The 17,379-nt window shown below is 43.7% G+C and carries 14 protein-coding genes and 1 tRNA gene; 13 read left to right on the forward strand and 2 right to left on the reverse strand.

The features are described 5' to 3' along the window. The first annotated feature begins 181 nt into the window (after positions 1-181). From CJD36_RS01920 to CJD36_RS01930, 3 genes are all read left to right on the forward strand, one after another. On the forward strand, positions 182-799 hold the full coding sequence (locus CJD36_RS01920) for a YdeI/OmpD-associated family protein (RefSeq protein ID WP_105037414.1): 618 nt from the start codon (positions 182-184) through the stop codon (positions 797-799). Positions 800-887: 88 nt separating this feature from the next. Next, positions 888-3,629 (forward strand): DUF7948 domain-containing protein, encoded by a 2,742-nt coding sequence (locus CJD36_RS01925; protein ID WP_105037415.1) that lies wholly within the window; start codon positions 888-890, stop codon positions 3,627-3,629. After that, positions 3,611-6,868 carry a T9SS type A sorting domain-containing protein gene (locus CJD36_RS01930; protein WP_105037416.1) on the forward strand — a complete coding sequence of 1,086 codons (3,258 nt, stop codon included), beginning with the start codon at positions 3,611-3,613 and terminating at the stop codon, positions 6,866-6,868. Before CJD36_RS01925 ends, CJD36_RS01930 begins: the two co-directional genes overlap by 19 nt. A gap of 60 nt (positions 6,869-6,928) precedes the next feature. On the opposite strand, the gene CJD36_RS01935 is transcribed toward CJD36_RS01930, so the two are convergent. Beyond that, complete coding sequence (locus CJD36_RS01935; RefSeq protein ID WP_205685538.1) at positions 6,929-7,816, reverse strand: nucleoside phosphorylase; 888 nt, start codon at positions 7,814-7,816, stop codon at positions 6,929-6,931. 61 nt (positions 7,817-7,877) lie between these two features. Here CJD36_RS01935 and CJD36_RS01940 point away from each other — a divergent pair. From CJD36_RS01940 to CJD36_RS01960, 5 genes are all read left to right on the forward strand, one after another. Beyond that, positions 7,878-7,948, forward strand: a tRNA-Cys gene (locus CJD36_RS01940). A 157-nt stretch (positions 7,949-8,105) separates the two neighbouring features. Next, complete coding sequence (locus CJD36_RS01945; protein WP_133162445.1) at positions 8,106-9,200, forward strand: hypothetical protein; 1,095 nt, start codon at positions 8,106-8,108, stop codon at positions 9,198-9,200. 165 nt (positions 9,201-9,365) lie between these two features. Further along, positions 9,366-10,262 carry a DMT family transporter gene (locus CJD36_RS01950; protein ID WP_105037418.1) on the forward strand — a complete coding sequence of 299 codons (897 nt, stop codon included), beginning with the start codon at positions 9,366-9,368 and terminating at the stop codon, positions 10,260-10,262. Positions 10,263-10,388: 126 nt separating this feature from the next. Next, positions 10,389-11,210, forward strand: a complete 822-nt coding sequence (locus CJD36_RS01955; RefSeq protein WP_105037419.1) for a universal stress protein — start codon at positions 10,389-10,391, stop codon at positions 11,208-11,210. 57 nt (positions 11,211-11,267) lie between these two features. Beyond that, the gene (locus CJD36_RS01960; RefSeq protein WP_161499175.1) at positions 11,268-12,038 is read left to right on the forward strand and encodes a CHAD domain-containing protein; all 771 of its coding nucleotides are present in this window, start codon (positions 11,268-11,270) and stop codon (positions 12,036-12,038) included. A gap of 16 nt (positions 12,039-12,054) precedes the next feature. Here the strand turns inward: CJD36_RS01960 and CJD36_RS01965 are convergent, their stop codons facing one another. Further along, positions 12,055-12,741: a 2-C-methyl-D-erythritol 4-phosphate cytidylyltransferase gene (locus CJD36_RS01965; RefSeq protein ID WP_105037421.1), complete on the reverse strand. Its 687-nt coding sequence runs from the start codon at positions 12,739-12,741 to the stop codon at positions 12,055-12,057. A gap of 68 nt (positions 12,742-12,809) precedes the next feature. On the opposite strand from CJD36_RS01965, the gene CJD36_RS01970 reads away from it, so the two are divergent. The 5 genes from CJD36_RS01970 to CJD36_RS01990 all read left to right on the forward strand — a co-directional run bounded on the left by CJD36_RS01970 (position 12,810) and on the right by CJD36_RS01990 (position 17,360). Next, positions 12,810-13,163 carry a DUF6150 family protein gene (locus CJD36_RS01970; protein WP_105037422.1) on the forward strand — a complete coding sequence of 118 codons (354 nt, stop codon included), beginning with the start codon at positions 12,810-12,812 and terminating at the stop codon, positions 13,161-13,163. Between the two features lie 279 nt (positions 13,164-13,442). After that, complete coding sequence (locus CJD36_RS01975; RefSeq protein WP_105037423.1) at positions 13,443-14,816, forward strand: NAD-dependent succinate-semialdehyde dehydrogenase; 1,374 nt, start codon at positions 13,443-13,445, stop codon at positions 14,814-14,816. Positions 14,817-14,863: 47 nt separating this feature from the next. Continuing rightward, positions 14,864-15,583 carry an SGNH/GDSL hydrolase family protein gene (locus tag CJD36_RS01980; protein ID WP_240609275.1) on the forward strand — a complete coding sequence of 240 codons (720 nt, stop codon included), beginning with the start codon at positions 14,864-14,866 and terminating at the stop codon, positions 15,581-15,583. 4 nt (positions 15,584-15,587) lie between these two features. Continuing rightward, positions 15,588-15,926, forward strand: coding sequence for an MmcQ/YjbR family DNA-binding protein (locus CJD36_RS01985; RefSeq protein ID WP_205685539.1), 339 nt, complete (start codon positions 15,588-15,590; stop codon positions 15,924-15,926). Positions 15,927-16,013: 87 nt separating this feature from the next. Continuing rightward, the gene (locus tag CJD36_RS01990; protein ID WP_161499176.1) at positions 16,014-17,360 is read left to right on the forward strand and encodes an NHL domain-containing protein; all 1,347 of its coding nucleotides are present in this window, start codon (positions 16,014-16,016) and stop codon (positions 17,358-17,360) included. Positions 17,361-17,379: the final 19 nt, after the last annotated feature.

The raw sequence follows: 17,379 nt of genomic DNA on the forward strand, positions 1-17,379 counted from the left end.
CTCGGAAAAGAGTTGTGAATATGGTGTAATGCCTGTGTTAAGCCTAGGTTATTTAACTGAAATAGGTAAACGCTTAAATTTGGTATAGTAGATTGATATAGAATGGTTTCTGTTTCATGGTATTGTTATAGATTTAATTCGACAAGATTTAATATGCAAATGTATTTAAAATTTACCATGTATGGCGCAGTACAGCATTAAGATCGACGAGTATGTGGATAACTCGGGGGATTTCGCAAAGCCCATTTTGAATCATTTAAGAGAGTTGGTTCATGAAACCTGCCCTGAGGTGGAGGAAGCGTGGAAGTGGAGTTTTCCTAACTTCATGTATAGGGGAGCTATACTTTGCAGTATGGCCGCATTTAAACACCACTGTTCTTTTGGTTTCTGGAAAGCCGCGATCATGGAAAATGAAGAAGGTGTATTATCCGTTCAGGACAAGGTGAGCATGGGGCATCTTGGCAAGATCACCAGTTTGAAAGATCTTCCCAAAGACGCAGTGATAAAAAAGTATATAAAAGCAGCCATGAAGCTGAATGAAGATGGAATAAAGGTGCCGCCCAAACCCAAAACAGCTGAAAAGAAGGAAATTAAAACCCCGGAATATTTTGAAAAAGCCCTAAAGAAGAACAAAGAGGCAAAGAAGGTATTCGATTCATTTAGCTACTCAAACCGGAAGGATTATTTAGAATGGTTTGCCGAAGCAAAAACTGAAGTTACCCGCGATAAGCGGATATTGCAGGCATTAGAATGGCTGGAGGAAGGTAAAACCAGGCACTGGAAGTATAAGAACTGCTGATTCTCTCCTTGAAATTTTTAATTTACAGACGTGATTTGATTAAATAGTGGTATTTTTACGTATACCCAATTTAGATTATAACCATCTTATGAAAAATCAGCTCCTATTTAAGTTGCTGGTATGTGTTATATGCATGTGCCAGTCATTCGCGCCCGCATTTGCCAGACCCGGTAACGACAGTCATTTAATAAATCAGTGTAGTTCCCACCAGTCCACATTATTGTTTACGGAAAACAAAGGACAGGTTGCAGATAAGGAAGGTCATCCTCGTCCGGACATTTTTTTTACTGCCCATAGTGGCAGTACTCAACTTTTCATTACTTCTACGGGAATCAATTACCAGTTTTCAAGAACAACTTACCCGGAAGGTTATGAACTAAACAACAAAGAAGTAAAAGATCCCGAACTGCAGCTTGAGCTGGAAAAGAAGATCAAAACCGAAACATACCGATTCTCATTAGAGTTGGCAGGTGCTAACCAAAACCCTGTGGTACGCAAAGAGAAGAAAAATCTGCTTACAGAAAATTTCTATCTCGGTCATTGCCCCGATGGTATCACTCATGTTGGCACATATGAGCAGGTAGTTTACGAAAATGTTTACCCTCATATAGACTGGGTGATATATAGTAGGGATGGCCACCTGAAATATGGTTTTGTAGTAAGGCCGGGCGGAGACCCTAACAACATAAGGTTAAAGATCAAAGATGCACAAGCGGTAACTATCACCCAAAATGGCGAGCTGTTGATGAAGACATCACTTGGCGAGGTAATTGAGCATGCCCCCGTTAGCTTTATTAATAAACAACAGGTGCCAACTCATTTTAAGAAAAAGGGCGACGGTACTATTGGTTTTGTAACAAGTAATATACCGGAGGGTGCTACATTGGTTATTGACCCTTCTGTTACCTGGAGTACTTATTTTGGGGGAACTGCACAGGAAATTGCATATGGAACTGCTATTGATGGTGCTGATAATGTTTACAATTGTGGAAAAACACAGTCTACATCCAGCATTTCAACTTCAGGTGGGTTTCAAGTTTCTAATGGTGGAACATTGGATTGTTTTCTTGCTAAGTATAATGCTAACGGAAGCCTGATATGGGCAACTTATTATGGAGGTTTTGGAGATGATGTATTTAACAGTTGTGCTGTAGACGGAAACAACAATGTATATGCTGTTGGAGTATGCGCATCAAATGGTTTTGCAACTTCAGGATCGTTTCAGGCGGCTTCCGGAGGTGGTGAAGATGCTGTAATTATTAAGTTTGATGGGTTGGGGAATCGTATATGGGCCTCATATTATGGAGGCAGCAGCATAGATAATGGAAGTAGTATAGCAATCGACAATAGTAACAATGTGTATTTGTCGGGAACAACTTACTCCTCCAATAATATAGCCTCTGTAGGTGCATATCAAACGGTGTTTGGAGGCAACCGAGATATGTTTCTTGCAAAGTTTAGTTCATCAGGTTCTCGTTTTTGGGGGACGTATTATGGTGGATCAAACAATGATCTGGGGTATTCATGTGCTACTGACGTAAGCGGCAATATTTATTTATCCGGAGCAAGCTGGACAGTGGCAGGGCTTTCTTCCCCCGGTGCTTTTCAAACAGTATATGGAGGAGGAGTTACTGATGCAATACTTATAAAGTTTGATGCATCGGGGTCGAGGTTATGGGCTACTTATTATGGAGGAACCGATCAAGAGATAGGATACTCGTGCACTACGGACAGCGGGGGTAACGTATATATGGTCGGCTTTACATTGTCTGCCAACGGCATTGCTTCTCCCGGGGCATTACATACAACGCGCGCCGGAGTTGCTGATGCTTATGTTGTAAAGTTTGATCCCGCGGGAAGCAGGCTATGGGCTACTTACTATGGTGGGTCAGCCAATGAATACGCGAATGGTTGTGCAACTGACGGTGCCGGCAATATTTATCTGGTGGGCAATTCGACGTCCTCTACAAGCATTACCACTGGTGGGTTTCAAAGTACCTATGCCGGTGGTTTTTATGACGGATTGTTAATGGCATTAGATCCTGCAGGGGCATTGCTTTGGGATTCTTATTTTGGTGGCTCCGGGCAAGACATAGTCTTTAGTGCTGCAATTAACCTTGGTAATATGTCCGTTTCCGGATGTACGTTTTCCAGTAGTGGAATAGCTACAACCGGAGCCGCCCAGCCAGCTTTCGGGGGCGGGAGCCCTTCCGATGCTTTTTTGGCAAAAATAAAACTATACGATCTTACCACAAGCACTCTTTCAAGCACCATCTTCTGTGCCGGTGACACTATAAAAATTCCGTTTTATGCAGATGGGCCATATGCATCATCCAACATATTCACGGCGCAGTTATCAAATGCGTCGGGCTCATTTACATCTCCAATTTCTATTGGTAGCATTGCAGGTACAACTTCAGACACTATTGTTGCCGTAATACCGGCAAGCACGTTGCCTGGCTCAGGATACAGGATAAGGGTAGTGGGTAGCTTACCCGGAATCATTGGTACCGATAATGTCGTTAACCTTACAATTAATATTGCTCCAACGGTAGCTGCTATTACAGGGGCTGCAACAGTTTGCCCCGGTGCATACACCACTTTAAGCGACAGTACATCAGGAGGTGTCTGGAGTAGTAGTGCATCCGGTGTGGCTGCTGTATCGGTCATTGGTGTGGTATCTGGAGTTGCTTCCGGATCTGCAACTATATCTTATACGGTGGCGAATGCTTGTGGCTCCGATACTGCTACCTTACCTATAACTGTTCTTTCTTTGCCCACTGTAGGGATAATTACGGGCGGCGCCCCTATATGTATTGGCGCTCACTAACGCTATCTGACACCAGCACCGGTGGAACCTGGAGTATCACAGATACAACTATAGCTACTATCAGCTCGACCGGAGTAGTTACAGGTATCTCAACTGGTAGTGTTTTTGCGCGCTACTCAATATTCAATAGTTGTGGCGGAGTTACAATTGGCACGCCTATAACAGTAAATCCGCTCCCGGTTGCAGGAACCATTTCAGGTGCGGCTACATTATGTGCCGGTTCTGCGGTGTCATTAAGTGAAACTGTTTCAGGCGGGGTATGGAGCGTTTCTGCTACAGGAGCATCGTCGGTTAACACCGCAGGTGTGGTAACCGGTATTGTTGCGGGAGCCGACACAATATATTATACCGTCAATACCTCTTGTGGCACGGCTGTTGCATCATTCCCCTTTACTGTCAATCCATTGCCCGTTGCGGGCGCTATAAGCGGTGCATCATCAGCGTGTGTTGGCACTTCTGTGTCTCTATCAGGAAGTGTTATGGGTGGTAGCTGGTCTTGCAATCTGCCTGGTATAGCCACAATAACTTCTTCAGGCGTTGTAACAGCTCTTGCTGCAGGCGCTGCAATAATCAGTTATACAGTGACAAACAGTTGCGGTACAGCTTATGATACAGCAATTTTTACAGTGAATCCACTGCCCGTTGCCGGTGCTATTTCAGGGCCAGGGGTTGTATGTGAGGGATCAAATATTTCACTCACTACAACCGCAACAGGGGGTACAGGTGCATGGAGTAGTGGTGTAGTGAGCATAGCCACTGTGAGTGGTTCAGGTACAGTATATGGTGTCCTGGCTGGCACAGTATCGATTTCTTATACAGTTACCGGTATTTGCGGTGTCAACTCTTCTTCAACAGCCATCACTGTCAACCCACTCCCGATTGCCGGATCAATTTCAGGGTTGTCGACAGTCTGTGCCGGGAATCTGATCTCGTTAACTGATGCCGCATCGGGAGGTGTGTGGAGCAGTACAAATACTTTAGTTGCAACTATTGGGAGTACAGGGGTAGTTACAGGCGTTAATATTGGTACTACAACTATATCCTACACTGTAACAAATAGCTGTGGTACTATAGCCGCAACGATGCCGTTAATAGTAATAACAATTCCCTCGCCAGGTACAATAACAGGTGGTACCGTTGTTTGCGAGGGTGCAAATATAACATTGTCAACTACGGCTACGGGTGGAACATGGATAAGCACTGCAACAGGTATCGCTACCATCGGATCTTCCGGAATGATAACCGGAGTGGCTGCGGGATCAACCATTATTTCTTACACGGTCTCCAATGCATGTGGCTCAGCTGCTGATACTGCTATGGTAACTGTTAATCCATTGCCCATGGCTGGAAGTATTTCAGGCCCATCAGCAGTTTGCATTGGCGGCACTATCTCTTTTTTGGCAACAGGAACAGGAGGTGTATGGAGCAGCAGCAATACAAGCATTGCCACTGTAAATAGCACAGGGGTTGTATTTGCAATGGCTGTCGGGGCTATTAATATTTCTTACACGGTAACGAATAGCTGTGGCGTAGCCGCAGTAGGAATGCCCGTTACAGTGAATTCGTTACCCGCTGCTGGCACCATTACGGGGCCTATTACCGTATGTGTAGGCGCATCGATCTCCCTTGCCGATGCCGTTCCGGGTGGCGTATGGAGTAGCTCTGTTCCTGGCGTGGCATCAATAAGCCCATCAGGATTGGTAACCGGTATAGCTACTGGTAATGCAATAATCTCTTATACGGTAGCTACTTCATGTGGCGTCGCTGCGGCAACAAAACTCATTACAGTTATTACTACTTTGCCGGTTGGCCCTATTACCGGCAGTGTTTCAGTTTGCCAGGGGAGTACAATAACTCTGGCAGATACTTCTGCAGGAGGTTTGTGGTCCAGCACGTCGGCAGGAATAGCAATTGTCAATTCATCGGGTGTCGTGTCCGGCATTGCGGGCGGTTCGGCAACAATATCATATACACTTTCAAATGTGTGCGGATCTTCGGCGTCAACGATTCTTGTTACTATTACTCCATTGCCTGTTGGCGGTATTCTATCTGGTAGTGGAAGTGTGTGTACAGGGTCGCTTATTACATTAACGCCGTCGGTCTCAGGTGGTGTATGGTGCAGTTCTGTTCCTTCTGTGGGTAGTGTAAATAGTTCAGGGGTAGTAAGTAACCTCACAGCAGGTACTACTATTATAACTTATACAGTAACTAATAGTTGCGGTACAGCTACTGCAACGAGAACCATAACAGTCAACGCTCCGCCCACCGTTAGTCCCATAACAGGTGGTTCAACTGTTTGTGTAGGTTCTTTACTCACGCTTAGTGATGCCATACCTGGTGGCGTCTGGAGTAGTTATGCGCCTCTCGTAGCTACGGTAAACGCCAGTGGAGTAGTCACAGCGATAACTACCGGGTCAACAATTATTTTTTATGTGCTAAGCAATAGCTGCGGTTCAACAAGTGCGTCAATGATTGTTACAGTTACTGCATTACCAGCACCAGGTACTATATCCGGCAATTCAACAGTATGTACCGGAACTATGGCTACGTTGACTAACAGTGTAACTGGTGGGTCTTGGAGCGTTTCGCCATCAACAACAGCGGTAATAAGTAGTGGCGGCATTGTTGCCGGCATCACATCAGGTTCAGCTATCGTATCTTATACCGTCAGCAATGTTTGCGGGAGTATATCCGACACAATGATGTTAACCGTAGCTGAACCACCGGTGGCTGATACTTTGGGCTCGTCCTCTGCTCTATGTTTGGGTGCTAGTTTGACCATACCAGTAACTACTTCGGGAACATGGTTTTCTGCTAATGGCTTTACTACTATTACTTCAACGGGAGTTGTTACAGGTATCGCTCCCGGAATGGATACAATAATATATGTCGTCTCCAATATGTGCGGGTCAGATACTTCAAGCACCGAAATGCATATATACACATCAGTGGAGTGCGACTCTGTCCTAGCTGTTGGCGGTTCACTCCCGTTTAGTGGCGAATTGACCATTTATCCAAATCCAAATAATGGAAGATTTGTGTTATCCCTTCCTTCTATAAATAGTCCTGCAAAAATTATTGTAAGTGATGTTTACGGAAGGGTTGTAAGCCGCAAATATGTAGCCCCCGGGTTCAATAAAGATGTATTATTCGAACCATGTGATTTAGCGCCCGGCATTTATCTGGTTCGAACGTTTGTAGGTAAAAGTATTTATGAAAATAAGATTACAATCTGGTAATAAAGGGGCCAAACTGCAGTAATACAGTTTGGCTCCTTTAATTTTTACTTCTTAATATTACTATATACCGGCAATTATTTCAAGGGATTTTCTGATCATATTATCTACCGCGGCATTACCATCACTACAGAAAGTTTTGGTAACACGGTTGGCAACAGCCGTACTTATTGACAGGCTTTTATGTCCCAACACTTTGCCAAGGCCATAAATTGCGGATGTTTCCATTTCAAAATTTGTGATGCGGTTGTCGCCCGACTTAAATGTTGTTAATGCATCTATGAGGTGAGGGAAGGCGAGAGGGCCACGAAGCACGCGGCCTTGTGGTCCGTAGAAACCCGGACAGGTAACAGTAATGCCATGTACATAACCCGCGCCAAAGTGCTTGCGGAGATTAATTGATCCTTCGGCTATATATGGGCGGATGTTCTTATTATCGAGACCGGTGTGGCGGTTAAATTCATTGATAATATAGTTCTCGTCGGGATTGTTGTCCATTTTGTAGTAGTGCATCAGGTTGTCCATACCGATTGCATGAGACGATACTATCAGACTTTCTACGGGCACTTCTGCCTGCAAGCAACCACATGTACCCAACCTTATAAGAGAAAGCGACGTGTGCTGGTCTTTTACTGTGCGGGTGGCAAAGTCAATATTTACCAGTGCATCCAGTTCATTATATACTATATCTATATTATCCGGGCCAATACCTGTGCTAACGCAACTGATGTGCTTATTACCAATGTAACCTGTATGCGTTACAAATTCGCGATGCTGCGCTTTGTGGGTAATACGGTCGAAATATTTAGAAACTTCTTTTACACGGTCGGGGTCACCAACGGTAATTACAGTTGGTGCAATATGTTCCGGTGCGAGGTCTAAATGGTATATAGTTCCACGCGGAGTAATGATCAGTTCTGAGCTGCCAAGAGGGTTGATGCTATGATTCATTTTTTTATACTTGAAATGTTTTGTAAAGAAACGAAATAGTTATTAGATTTGCACTCCCAATGGTCGGATGGCCGAGTGGTTAGGCACAGCTCTGCAAAAGCTGCTACAGCGGTTCGAACCCGCTTTCGACCTCAAAAGCCCAGCAAGAACTTCTTGCAGGGCTTTTTTGCTTTTAGCTGCTGCTAATATCATGTCCCCAATTACACTTATCAAACTAATCTGCACGCTTGTATGGTTTACTGAAACAAGCGGAAAACGAATCCTACATTCGCGCAAAAACAGAAAGTACATGAAGAAAGTATTGAGTATATGCCTTTTGGCGCTGGTAGCAACCTATGCCGATGCGCAAACGGTGAAAGGTATACTGAGAAGAGGAGCAGGCCGAGCTGCCGATAAAGCTATTGATGTAGCTGTAGATAAAGGGATTGATAAGCTAAGTGGTAACGACGATCAGGGAGCTAGTACTCAAAAGCGTGCCGGACAAATAGTGTTCTCAGGCAGTTTGGATAATCTTAAGAAGGATGCTGAGATAGAAAGCGGCTTTTCGGAGAGTTTTGCGTTAGATGCGCCGATATACTTCCGCGCATATTATGCATACCCGCTGACAAGTGCTGTACGCAAGGTGTCAAATACAGGTAAATCAGTAGCTACAGAACATGGTCGTTTTAAGGTGAGGTTTCTTGTTGATGCAGGTGAACAATATGTAGGATTGATGCAGCAGGATGCTATGGACGAAGATCAGAAACAAACCTGGACAACATTTAAGGGCGCGTTGCAGCCTGCAGCTGCCGGAAATTATCTTTTGCAGGATGTATACAAAGGTTTCTTAGCCGAGTACAGTGGAAAGCTGGCCAATGGTAATCATACAATAACTATGCAATTGATACCGTATACAGACTACCCATCGCAGAAAGAGGGTGGTGTAGTGGCAAGTGGCACATTTACCCTTGTAGGAAAGAAAATTGAAAAAGCAGTATCAGCATCGAAGGCTACTGCTAAATCGGCTCCCGCTGCTCAGCAGCAATCAAGCGTAGATCCAAGGGAAGCTTTCCTAAACGTGAGCTATAAACTGGATGGACGTAAGATGACCGTACTGGTTGATGAGAACGGCACTGCAAAACCTCTGTTTATGGAGACGACAAGCTCTACGTTTACTTCAGACGAGTATAAGATATTTGCATTAGATGGCAAGAAGCACATAGCAACCTATAAGGTAGGTCGCGACGTTAATAAGATCACCATGATCATTAACGTAGACAAGAATAAGAAGCAGGAGTTTGATCTGACAACCTATCTTGACAGGTGCAGCAGCAGCCTGGAGAAAGACGCTGTAAAGCGAAAGAACCCGGTTTACTGGTTGTATAAGAATGGTTACGCCAAATAGTAGAACAGGTATATCAATTATATTGCAAGGGCTTTTCTCTCTCGCTGTCTTAGGACAACGATAGGTAAAGGCCCTTTCTCCTTTTAAATTCTACTTACGCAAATAATTGCAAATTGGTCACAATGCCAAAATAACTCCGCATTTTTGCACCTGCGAAGTGATACCATGAACAACAAACCAGTTTCCGATAAATTAATGCTTATTGCCATTGTTGTAAGTATGTTCTTATGGGGATTGGGTTGGCCATCTGCCAAAGTGCTTACCCACTATGCATCGGTTGTTAACCTTGGTGTTTACCGGTATATTATTGTTGTCGCTTCTCTTTTCCTTTTACTCATCTTTTCCCGCCAGCGGCTTACCATAAAGAAAGCGGGTATTCCGTTCGTTGTTGCTGCGGGTGTGTTGCTGGCAGCATATAGTTACCTTTTCTTCATGGGCCTTAAAAATGGATCCCCCGGTGCGGGAGGTGTATTAGTGACAACGCTTAACCCTATAATGGCGTATGTGCTTGGTGCTTTGATAGACAGGAAATTGCCATCGAGGAATGAGGCAATAGGGTTAGCACTTGGCAGCCTTGCCGGTGTTATTTTATTAAGACTGTGGAGCAGTACCTCCATCCTGGACAGTGGTAATATTTATTTCCTTCTTTCAGCAGTATTGTGGGCAGCCATGAGCAAGTTTACATCAAAAGGAACGCGTTATGGAACCTCAACAGGGTTTAGCTTGTGGCAGTATGTGATAACATTGGCCTGTCTGTTGCCATTGGTAGATTTTAATGAGTTTAGCGTAGTGCTAAGTATAAGGGACCATGCCTTCTGGTTCAATCTTTTCTTTGGTGCAATAATGGTTACAACTGTAGCCACTACCATGTATTTTTATGCTACAACCCGCCTTGGCGCGGAGAAGGCAAGTAGTTTCATTTTCCTTGTGCCCTTGGCTGCGGCTGTTTCTTCCTGGCTGTTCCTTGGTGAGCACATCTTGATTCATACAATTATCGGCGGCGTACTAGGCATGGCTGCTGTGTACATGATCAACAGAAAACCGAAAATCGTTGGCCGATAGTGTCCGATGTTAAATTTTTAGTTAGCATCACATTTATGATTTTGGTCATCTATTTGCGTGGAAGTACATTCTAATTTCGTTTAAGAAATAGAATGCTTTCTGATCACTTATAAATGACCACCGATAATGAAAACAATTGTAGTTCCTGTAGATTTTTCCACCGCATCTGAGAATGCTGCTTTGTATGCCACTGATCTGGCTCAGACTCTAAACGCCAAAATTGTACTGATGCATTGTGTTGCTCTTCCGGTAACATTATCGGAGGTGCCATTGCCCAATGGCATGTTGCAGGAGATGACTGAAGAAGCAGAGCAGAATATGATAGCACTTCGCAATCGTCTTATTGTTCGTTGCGACTATAAGTTGTTTATATCCACCAGCGTTATTATGGGGTATGTAATGAGCGAACTGAAAGATATTGTTGCCGAAATGGACGTATTTGCAGTGGTGATGGGTAGTCATGGATTAGGGAATAGTGACGTATTTATGTTTGGTAGTACTGCCATATCTGCTATGCACGATCTTCCCTGCAAAGTTCTTTTGATTCCCGAACATGCTTCGTTCAGACCTGTGAATAGAATTGGCTTGTGCTCGGATATGATTGACGTGAACCGGCAGTTGCCATTTGAAGGGATAAAAGATATTGTTGGTCTGTTTTGTGCTCACCTGGACATACTCTATGTAAATATAAAGGGGGCAGATATGCCGGGTAGTGTTTTATCGGAATCAAAGTCGCTACAGGACCAGCTTATGGACATTCATCCTGATTTTCATTTTATTGATAACAACAGTATTGACATGGCTGTTACCACTTTTGTGAAAGACAATAATATTGACATGTTGATGGTCATACCAAAGAAGCATGGTTTCATCGGATCCATATTTCATAAGAGCATTTCTAAAAATATTGCACAACACTTGCAACTACCAATACTGATTCTTCATTGATCACCGGTATTTGTTTTATACCCATCTATTGCATTTTTGACTTAAAACTACATGAGCATGCCAGATGGAAAGCAAATCAGGAACGTTCGGAAGCTGCTATCAACAATTGAAGAAAGCCTGGACCGGATAAAAGCGATGCCCGATGGCGAAGCAATTCACACAATGAGGGTTTCATTTAAGCAGTTGCGTGCGTTATTGAGGGTTAGTGGGCACTACATCGTATTGAAAAAGAAGCGCGTATTTAAGCAGTTTAAGAAACTGTATTGTGCCGCCGGAGCTGTACGCGATATGGATATTTACACTTTAGCAGTTGAGCAATATTTCACACCAATCACAATTCACAGTTGGAAAGAAAAGCAATCCGGATATACAACACATTTGCAAAATGAGTTACTGCTGGCTATTGCAGCGTTTGATATTGGTAAATTAACCGGGGTAATTACCCATACTATGAAGCACGACGTAGGACAGTCTGAACTGCGTGAATTTATATGGCAGGAGATAAACTCTGTAGCTCAAGAGCTTAGTAAGCCTATGTCTGATGCTGCTGTTCACGAAATCAGAAAGCACTATAAGGACATTTTGTACGCACTGCCATATCTTAGGAGGAACGGGCATAACAAGGAGTTACGATGCAAAAAGAAAAAAGTAACTGCAATGGCCGACCGGTTAGGGGAGTATGTAGATACCTGCACGAAGCTGAACCAACTGAAAAGAGAACTTGCAGAAGACCTGCCTGCAGAAGCAATATTTATACTGGAAAAAGCACAGATAGATTGGTTGCTGCTCAAACACCGACAGAAGGATAAACTAACAAAAAAATATTGAAAGCGCACAATTTGGATTAGTCTTTCGCTAAGGCGGTCATCAATGCCTCTGCAATTATCATGTCTTCTTGTGTCGTTACTTTAAGATTGCCTTTTTCTCCATCAACCAGGTAAATTTCTTTTCCCCAGGCTTCAACTACAGTTGCCTCATCGGTAAAATCTGCCGAATACGGTTGTTGAAATGCGGGCGTGATCACTTCAGTTTTGAAAGTTTGTGGTGTTTGAATAATACGCATATGGTCGCGGTTTACCGGACTGGAATCTTCCCCGTCAATTATTCTCATGCTGTCGGCCACCGGTATGGCAGGTATAGCACTCCCTTTTATAAGCGCCTGTTCGTAGCATCTTTTAATAAGTTTAGGCGTTACCATTGGCCTTGCGCCATCATGCACAAAAACTATTCCTTCTCCGTCTACTGCTTTTAGCCCGTTCTGCACACTATGGAAACGAGTTTCTCCACCGCTTACTATTATAGCATCGATAGGGTCGGGTAGTGCGCTCAATATCATTTGTGCATAACTGAGCTGGTCGGCAGGCAATACAATAATGATCTGAATGTCGGCAAAGGCATTAATAAACGCTATAACAGAATGAGCCAGCACCGGCTTGCCATTCAGCGGAAGGAATTGTTTAGGTAGTGCGCTACCCATTCTCATACCTTTTCCGCCTGCCACCAATACCGCAAATTTCTTTATCTCATTCATACTTACTATTTTAACAGCCGGATTCGTCTATTCGTTCCACTAATCGAACACAAAAAAACGGTTTTCTTATGTCAATTCAAAAGTATGTACTGGCTTTGGCTACATGCGTCGCTGCATTATCAGCATCTATTAAGGCTGAAGGGCAAATAGTAACTACTACTGATTATGTAAAACAAGCGAATGTAAAGGTGTTTGTGACCCAATATAAACAGGATGCTGACGTGGTAGTATTCAAAACGCCATTCCTTCAAAATTCTGTAGGCAATAAGGGTGTATGGTATTTCACCAAATCAGCGGGCGAAGCCAATAAGAAGATCTTCTACATTAAGCACAAGGAAGAAGCCGATGTGATCGTTTATTTCACTAACAAGAGTGCTGAAGCCGGTTGGACCAACAAGAAGAAGCGATATTTGTTTAACTAGTTCCCAAGACCAAATTAAATAACTGTCCCAATGGATCTCATTGTAGCCGAAATAGGTTCAGAGTATTACCTCGCTGCTGGCATATTGATTGGTATTCTTATTGGCTTTTTCATAGCAAGAAATAAGTACAAACGATAGTAGGGCTGGTTGTTTCAATAGTCTCAATCTATACCGTGTCAAGCATTAACTATAATTAATGTTAGTAGTCCATTATGTTAATAGTTTTAGCATTTCCTGTTTGGTTTTTGAGGTAATTTTACTTTCTAAAAATAACCACACATGGCCGATAAACTTATTTCCGTAGATCCCTCTACCGGGAAGAAGATAGCAGGATATGCAATAGATAACGAAAAGAAAGTAACCGCTGCACTTATTACTGCCACAGAGGCATTTGCCAAATGGAGAAAACAACCATACAGTAAGCGGGCAAAGGTGCTGAATAACATAGCCAAAGAACTACGCAAACAAAAAGAACGATTAGCTATATTGGCTACACAGGAAATGGGTAAACCCATTCAGCAGGGTAGGGAGGAAGTGGAAAAGTGTGCTGTTACCCTCGAATATTATGCCAATGAAGGCGAAGGTTTCCTTAAAGACATTCATGTAAAAACTGACGCGACAAAGAGCTACGTTACCTATCAACCACTAGGTGTCATTTTGGCCATCATGCCATGGAATTTCCCCTATTGGCAGGTGTTTCGTGCATTCGCACCAACTATCATGGCGGGTAATGTAATGGTACTCAAACATGCATCCAATGTTAGTGGTTGTGCGGTGGCCATTGAAGAACTGATCATAAAGGCCGGTGCACCCAAAGGATTACTGCAGACATTTCTACTGCCATCATCGCGAATAGAAAAAATCATAGAACATCCGGCTGTTGCCGCAGTAACGCTTACAGGCAGTACCGCTGCCGGTAGAAAGGTGGCAGAGGCGGCAGGACGTAGTTTAAAGAAGCAGGTACTGGAGCTAGGTGGAAGCGATGCCTATATAATTCTTGATGATGCCGACATAGAAGCTGCCGCGCAAATTTGTGTGGATGGCCGGTTGAAGAACAGCGGACAAAGTTGCGTAGCCGCAAAGCGCTTCATTGTTACTAAGAATACCAAGAAGGCATTTGAAGAAGCAATGACCCGCAGGATGGAAGCTGCAACATGGGGCGATCCTATGAACGATGCGAATAAGGTAGGCCCAATGGCCCGGCACGACCTTCGTGATCAGCTGCATGAACAGGTAATAAAGAGTATTGAGATGGGTGCTAAATTGCTTTGTGGTGGTTATATACCTAAAGACAAGGGTGCGTATTATCCTACCACTGTGCTTACCGATGTGGTGAAGGGTATGCCCGCACATGATGAAGAATTATTTGGGCCAGTTGCTGCCATTATTGTTGCTAAAAATGAAGCTGATGCTATGCGCATTGCCAATGACAATGAGTATGGATTGGGTGGAGCAATAATTGGCAAGAACATTGCAAAAGCAGAAAAGATGGCCGTTGAAGAAATGGAGGCCGGAAGTATATTTATTAATGATTTTGTCCATTCAGATCAGCGGTTGCCATTTGGAGGCGTAAAGCATAGCGGTTATGGCAGGGAGATAGGGGAGTTTGGCATAAAGGAGTTTGTGAACATTAAAACCATTTACATAAAATAGTCGTTAATTTAGGTGTGCACAGGCGCACCTTTTTTAATGCTTTTTATATGAACAGGATAAAATTATTACTTTCGGGTGCGGTTCTGTTGGCTGTTGGTATCATTGTATTACAGTCATTCACGAAACGATCAATTTTCGTTCCCGTTATTAAAAAAGACAAACACATGTACTCATATCTTGCCCTCGGCGACTCTTATACTATTGGTGAGCAGGTTTCATCGCAAGACAATTTTCCGCACCAGGCTGTAAGTCTGTTGCAAAAGAAGCACGTAGATGTTGGTGAGCCGGTGATCATAGCGACTACCGGCTGGACAACAGACGAATTGGCCGCCTCGATCCGCGAACACAACCTTGTTGAGAAATTCTCTATAGTCTCTCTGCTGATCGGTGTAAATAATCAGTACCGCGGCCGCAGCGTAGAAAACTACCGTGAGGAACTGGAGCAGTTGGTCAACCAGGCAGTAGGTTTCGCCAACGGCAAGCCCGAAAATGTTTTTGTCTTGTCTATTCCCGATTGGGGAGTAACGCCTTTTGCGGAAGGTAGGGACCGTCAGAAAATAGCAATGGAGATCGATGCCTATAATGCAGCTAAAAAGGAAATAACCCTGGCACACAAATGTCATTACATAGAGATCACTGAAAGTACACGTAAGAATGGCACCGATCCCGCTTATCTGGCAGGAGATGGATTGCACCCTTCGGAAAAGGAATACGCCATATGGGCAGAGCGACTGGCCGATGAGATCGAAAAGCAGCTAAAAAAGTAAATGTATGACACTCGACGGATTACGTGAATTATGCATGAGTATGCCTGGTGCTACAGAGGGTATTAAGTGGGAAGACCACATATGCTTTATGGTAGGCGAGAAAATGTTTTGCATAACCGGCGAACACGGCGGAGCATCGCTAAAGGTGAGTGCTGAGGAATTTGACGAATTGATTGAACGGGGAAACATATCGCCACAGGCATATATGGCGCATAATAAATGGGTGAGAATTGAAACCTTTGGTACCCTGAGACAAAAAGAATGGGAACATTATGTAAAGCATTCTTATACCCTGATAGCAGCTAAACTATCAAAAAAGCTGCGCGATTCCTTTAGTAAGTAATATAGTTGTATGATTTATTTGTTCTTGCAGCCTTTAAGGGCTTTTGAAATATACCCTTATTACATTACATTTGGGCAAAGATTGCTTATGAAACGCATTTTTTCACTTTTTTTCTTTACCCTTTCTATTTGTTCCTTTAGTGCGGAAGCGCAGTACAGGAAAATAACTACTATAGCAGGTACCGGTGGTATTGGTGGCTATGGCGGCGACGGATTTGTAGCTACCGCAGGCGTCCTTAACGGTCCGCACAATGTGGCTGTAAGTAACAAAGGCGAGGTTTATATCGTTGACTTTTACAACTTCCGTGTACGTAAGATAAAGACCAATGGTAGCATCGTAACCTTTGCAGGTAACGGTATTACCGGTTATACCGGTGATAATACAGCTGCTACCAACGCCCGCATGAATCCTAAGGGAGTTGCGGTGGATTTTCACGGCAATGTGTACATCTCTGATCCGGTACATAGTGTTATCCGTAAGGTAAATACATTGAATATCATTACTACCTATGTAGGAACTGGTATATATGGTTATACACCAACAAATACCAATGCAAAAACTACAAGAATTGGCGCTCCATGGGGTTTGGCTTGTGACAAAATGGGCAACCTTTACTTTGCCGACGCGGGTAACCATGTAGTTTGTATGGTTGATACTTTTGGTGTTATTACAACGCTGGCTGGTGATGGTACTGCAGGATTTCTTGGAGACGGATTTGGCGCATTAACAGCCCGTCTCGATTCTCCCTATGCTGTTGCTGTAGATCGTACAGGTAATGTGTTCGTTGCGGATCATAACAATAGCACCATAAGAATGATAGATGTTGCCGGTAATATCAATAAAGTTGCCGGTACTATCGGATCATTTGGCAATGCCGGAGATCTTGGCCTGGCTATTAACGCACAACTTAATTACCCTACAGGCGTAGCTGTAGATACAGCAGGTAATGTATACATTTCAGATTCTCACAATAACGTTATCCGCATGGTAGATGCCAGCGGTGTTATTTCTACCATAGTAGCTAATGGCTTCCCCGGTTTTGGCGGTGATCTGGGAGATGCAATTGGTGCTAACCTTTGGGCGCCATATGGTATTTGTGTCGACTCTATAGGTGCTATTTTCATAGCAGATGCTAACAACCAGCGCGTGCGCAGGGTATACAATGCAACTGTAGGGGTTAATAATGTAGATCCAAACAGCGGCCTCAACATCTATCCTAATCCATTCAACAATAACATTACCGTAGCAGGTTTGCATAAGAATGATGTAGTATGCCTCTACGATCTTATGGGCCGCCCGGTAATGCCACAGGTAACTGTAGATGCAGAAGGTGTCAAGTCATTCGAGATTGGTGACATTGCACAGGGCATTTACCTGCTGCAGGTAAACAATGCTAAAGGTGATAACCGTGTTACTGCCAAGATGATCAAGTAACAATAGCGATCTGACATAG

Origin of the sequence: Flavipsychrobacter stenotrophus, assembly GCF_002954265.1 — a bacterium.
Taxonomy (GTDB): domain Bacteria; phylum Bacteroidota; class Bacteroidia; order Chitinophagales; family Chitinophagaceae; genus Flavipsychrobacter; species Flavipsychrobacter stenotrophus.